We start from the raw sequence: 3,722 nt of genomic DNA on the forward strand, positions 1-3,722 counted from the left end.
AGCAGCTTTGAAGATGCGTGTCGTCGTATCCAGTCCGTAATCCTCATGGTATTAGACCAGCGATTCGAGAGAGCTTCAGGAGTACTTGACAATACTCTCCTGACAATCCTAAATCGCGCTTCTGGTAATTTTCAATCCCTTAACGGACGTGCATCACAAGGCTTTTCTGCTATTGCTCAGGAGCTGAAGAGAGTGGATACGGACTTTAAAAGTCAATCCGCACAACTCGAACGGAATCTCAAGCAGTACCTACTCAACTCCTAATACGGCTAGTAATTCTGCTGATGTTCCTTTATTCCAAGACATCTCGATTGCAGAATCATTAAAACTTTTGTATCGACCGAGTCAAGGAGCTATCGGATTTACTCTCGTTGCCTTCCTCTTAATCACTGGAATTGTCGGCGCATTTTGGAATAATCACCTAGAGCTTAGGGAGGAAAAAAGGATTATCCAGGCAAGAGAGTCATTTAAGGAGTGTTATCAGCAGAAATGTCCTTATGTATGGGACAAGCGGTTACAACAGTTTGTCTTTTCATGTACACAACAAGAATCCTTAGAGGCTGAAAAATGTTGCAAAATGTAATCCCAGGACGGAAGAAACAATCTTCTTATTACAAAGACCACGTAACGAAGCGAGGTAAGAACATTGTCCAGGATGTAAAGAAAGCATTTGGTGACGATGTAGATGACCTTTTAAATAAGGCGATGGAGGGTGATGGAGCAACGCTAAGAATGTTAGGGGAACGGCTCCGGAGAGGTGAGATAGCCCTCGAACTATTACCCCTGGTAGAGCAAGCCCTAACGACTCATTACGACGCTACAGCACAGTTTAATAAGACCAAAGCAAATGTCTTAAAATCTGGCTCCAAGAACGCCCTAGCTATTAAGAAAGCAAGGGTAGATGTCGGACTAGCCAATCAACGTCATCAGCATGAAAATAAGGAGATTGCCCTACGCTATAGCCTCGGTAAAAAGTCCGAAATCCAACGACATACTTATGCGATGGGGTTTGAAAGACTGAAAGCGTTTGTTGCTCATTCAATGACCAAAACAGAACAAGCTGTTAATGTCCAAAAGACTATCAATCAACCCGCTATCAAACAAGCTAAGTCCGATGGAGAACGCACGATGGAGGTAGCGAAGCATCTCTTGGAGAATGGTGAGAAAAGCCGTGTGGATTTATTACCTCGAAAAGTTTATGAAGTTCCTGGCAGTAAGGAAAATCAACCGACATGGTTTGGGAAGTTGAAGACTTTCGTAGGAATGAATTAAAGGATTGCTTTGATGTACACGCCTCCTGATGCCCTCTACAAAGCGACAGGAGGCTTCTTTATAAGAGAGATGCTGCAATGTTTGATGATGACGATTTACATTTATTCGTGGATAGTCCAGAGGATGAAGAGGAGGACTCATTAGATATAGAAGAGAGTTTAGAACCTAGCCCAAAAGTACAGGAACTCTCAGAACATGACCGATTCTTATTATATCAGACTCAGCAGTTTAAGGAGAGACAACATAGCCGTAGGAAAGTCGAGTCAGCAATGGCTTTGATACTTTGCTCCACACTTTCGGGGAACGTTGCTTTATTGTTCGTTGAGTGGGGTGCTAGTTGGTTATTGGCAGCAACACTTAGCACTTCCATAGGAATTGCTTCAGTAGGATTCATTCCTGTAGGAGAAGGAAACAAATTAATAGCCAAGGCTAAGTATCTTGTTCCTGTAGGAGCTTCTTTCTTCGCTACGAATGACTATCGGGATAAAGAGCTTCAAGCCTGGTTAGGAATTCAGAATTATAAATCCGATGTCGCCACACATAATTACGGTGAGCCGATTCAGATTCAAGCCGATGGGGTCTTGAATATTGCCATAATTATCGCCGGGATTTTAGCAATAATCTTTGGTGGTTTATTGGTATTTAGGAGTGACGAACGCAATATAAACGATATAGATTTTTAAGGGGTATTGCATCGTGGAAGTTAGAAGTATAAACGAATATCTAGAAGTCCTTTCCCAGCAGACGAAGAGGGCATCAGTACTTAGTTACGGTCTATGCGGCTTAGGATTTCTCCTGTACTTACACGCCATGATAGGAGCGTCTAAATATGAGCTAGTGCAATACTGTTTTGCTCCTAAGACATCCCCGAAAGTTGAAGGACTATGTACTCCTGACAAAATCTATACTTTGCCAGCCAAAGACGTTTCTCCTATGGTTAGCGGTAATTCCGGGATGTCTTATCCCATCCGGAATCATAAAGGATACATACTTCCTGCAACGGCACTCAAGCAGGGAGTTATCAAATCCTCGAAGCCGTTCTACTTTGCAGAAACTATATTAGGTTCCGTATTGATTGGTTTAGGGCTAGGACTCCATCAATACCGCAGTGGGAAGAATGAGCGGGATTTCCCAATCATCTATGAGCTACAGAAAACACATCTTGAGAATGTAAAAGTTCGGTTTGAATATCACCGCAACAAGAACGCTCGGAATGTGGAATTAGAAGATACTACCCATGCCGTTATCACGGAAGAAACTCTCGAACAATTATCTCCCGAATTACAGGAGAAATTAGATAGAGCAAGGGCGATGGAGTTTGAATTGGCAGAGGCAGAGCATGAGATGACGCTAGCCGAAATCCAAGCAGCAAAAGCACAATTCCATGCCGAAGTAGCAAAGAAACAGCATGAGGTATCCAAGTTAAGCAATCCTACTCCTAAGAAAGAATCAACAGGTAATAAGGAAGCGACAAAACTAGAACTGATTGAGAAGTTGAAAGACCACGAGGAGGGTTGGCTGTATGAACTCTGTACGGGTTACAAGCCGTTGTGGATACTTGGGGACATGGGGAGTTGGAAGTCCTATTGTGGGGCAACAATAGCGCTTTGCAGATACTACTTGAATGATTGGCTGTTACAAAGTATCTGCGACCCACATGGACATCAGAATAAGCATGAATCGTGGAAGGAACTGCTGCAATTGGAGCCTACGTGTTACGGAGGTAATCAAAACTGGGAACAGATAAATGAAGGGCTGAAAGCATCATTTGAAAGGTGGAACACTCGAACAATGAAGGATGCAATTATTACCAGCATTTTTGATGAAGTGACCAACTACAGCAAACATGATGAATCAAAAGATTCTGCAAAGGAGTTCTCTAGCCGTGCGGTGAGTGACCCTCGCAAAGCGGCTGAGGGAATCATTATGATCGCTCATGCGTTTAGCAATGCGGCGACGGGTGGCTCGGAAGGATACGCCGATGCTAGGACGGGTAACAGCATTCAACTTCGCCTAACTTCTACAAACAAAATGACACCCACATTCAAAGGCAAATTGACAGGATTTAAGGATGAGGACGGCAACGTGCTAGAGGATATGCCCGTAACGATTCCCGTGTCTTGGTTCAGCCCAGAGAAAATCCGAGCAATGTTTGAATAGTCGTTGGTTATTAGTCGCCAGCTCGGACAAGTTCAATGCGAGCGCATTAATAAGGAGAAAGTGACGATGAAGTTTGATGAGTGGTATCCGCCATACATGAAGCGAGGCATAGTTCAGAGAAAGTGTGAATGCATCGGCTGTAGGGAATCAACCTTCTGGCGATATGATTACAAGACAGAACACGAGCGGATTTTCTTCGCGGCTTGTAGTAGTGAATGTCTTAGTCAAATTATTAAGTCAGGTCTTCGGAATCCAGTAGGAGACATCATCATTCCGATAGAACCTAAGAA

The 3,722-nt window shown here is 43.5% G+C and carries 5 protein-coding genes; all 5 read left to right on the top strand.

Annotation, left to right across the window (positions count from 1 at the left end; genetic code table 11):
* The coding region (locus AC5JL3_RS30500) for a hypothetical protein (RefSeq protein ID WP_496078020.1) at positions 1 to 264 on the top strand (264 nt) is incomplete at its 5' end.
* 303 nt (positions 265 to 567) lie between these two features.
* Entirely contained in the window at positions 568 to 1,272 is a 705-nt protein-coding gene (locus AC5JL3_RS30505; RefSeq protein ID WP_496078021.1) for a hypothetical protein, read from the top strand.
* A gap of 77 nt (positions 1,273 to 1,349) precedes the next feature.
* Positions 1,350 to 1,955, top strand: coding sequence for a hypothetical protein (locus AC5JL3_RS30510; RefSeq protein WP_496078022.1), 606 nt, complete (start codon positions 1,350 to 1,352; stop codon positions 1,953 to 1,955).
* Between the two features lie 13 nt (positions 1,956 to 1,968).
* Positions 1,969 to 3,432, top strand: coding sequence for a hypothetical protein (locus AC5JL3_RS30515; RefSeq protein ID WP_496078023.1), 1,464 nt, complete (start codon positions 1,969 to 1,971; stop codon positions 3,430 to 3,432).
* A 66-nt stretch (positions 3,433 to 3,498) separates the two neighbouring features.
* Positions 3,499 to 3,722, top strand: a 224-nt coding sequence (locus tag AC5JL3_RS30520; protein WP_496078024.1) for a hypothetical protein, incomplete at its 3' end; no start/stop codon positions are given.

It is taken from the genome of Symplocastrum torsivum, assembly GCF_059505465.1.

Coding starts and splice junctions, on each gene's coding strand:
- AC5JL3_RS30505 (WP_496078021.1), top strand. CDS start 568: ATGTTGCAAAATGTAATCCCAGGACGGAAGAAACAATCTTCTTATTAC.
- AC5JL3_RS30510 (WP_496078022.1), top strand. CDS start 1,350: ATGTTTGATGATGACGATTTACATTTATTCGTGGATAGTCCAGAGGAT.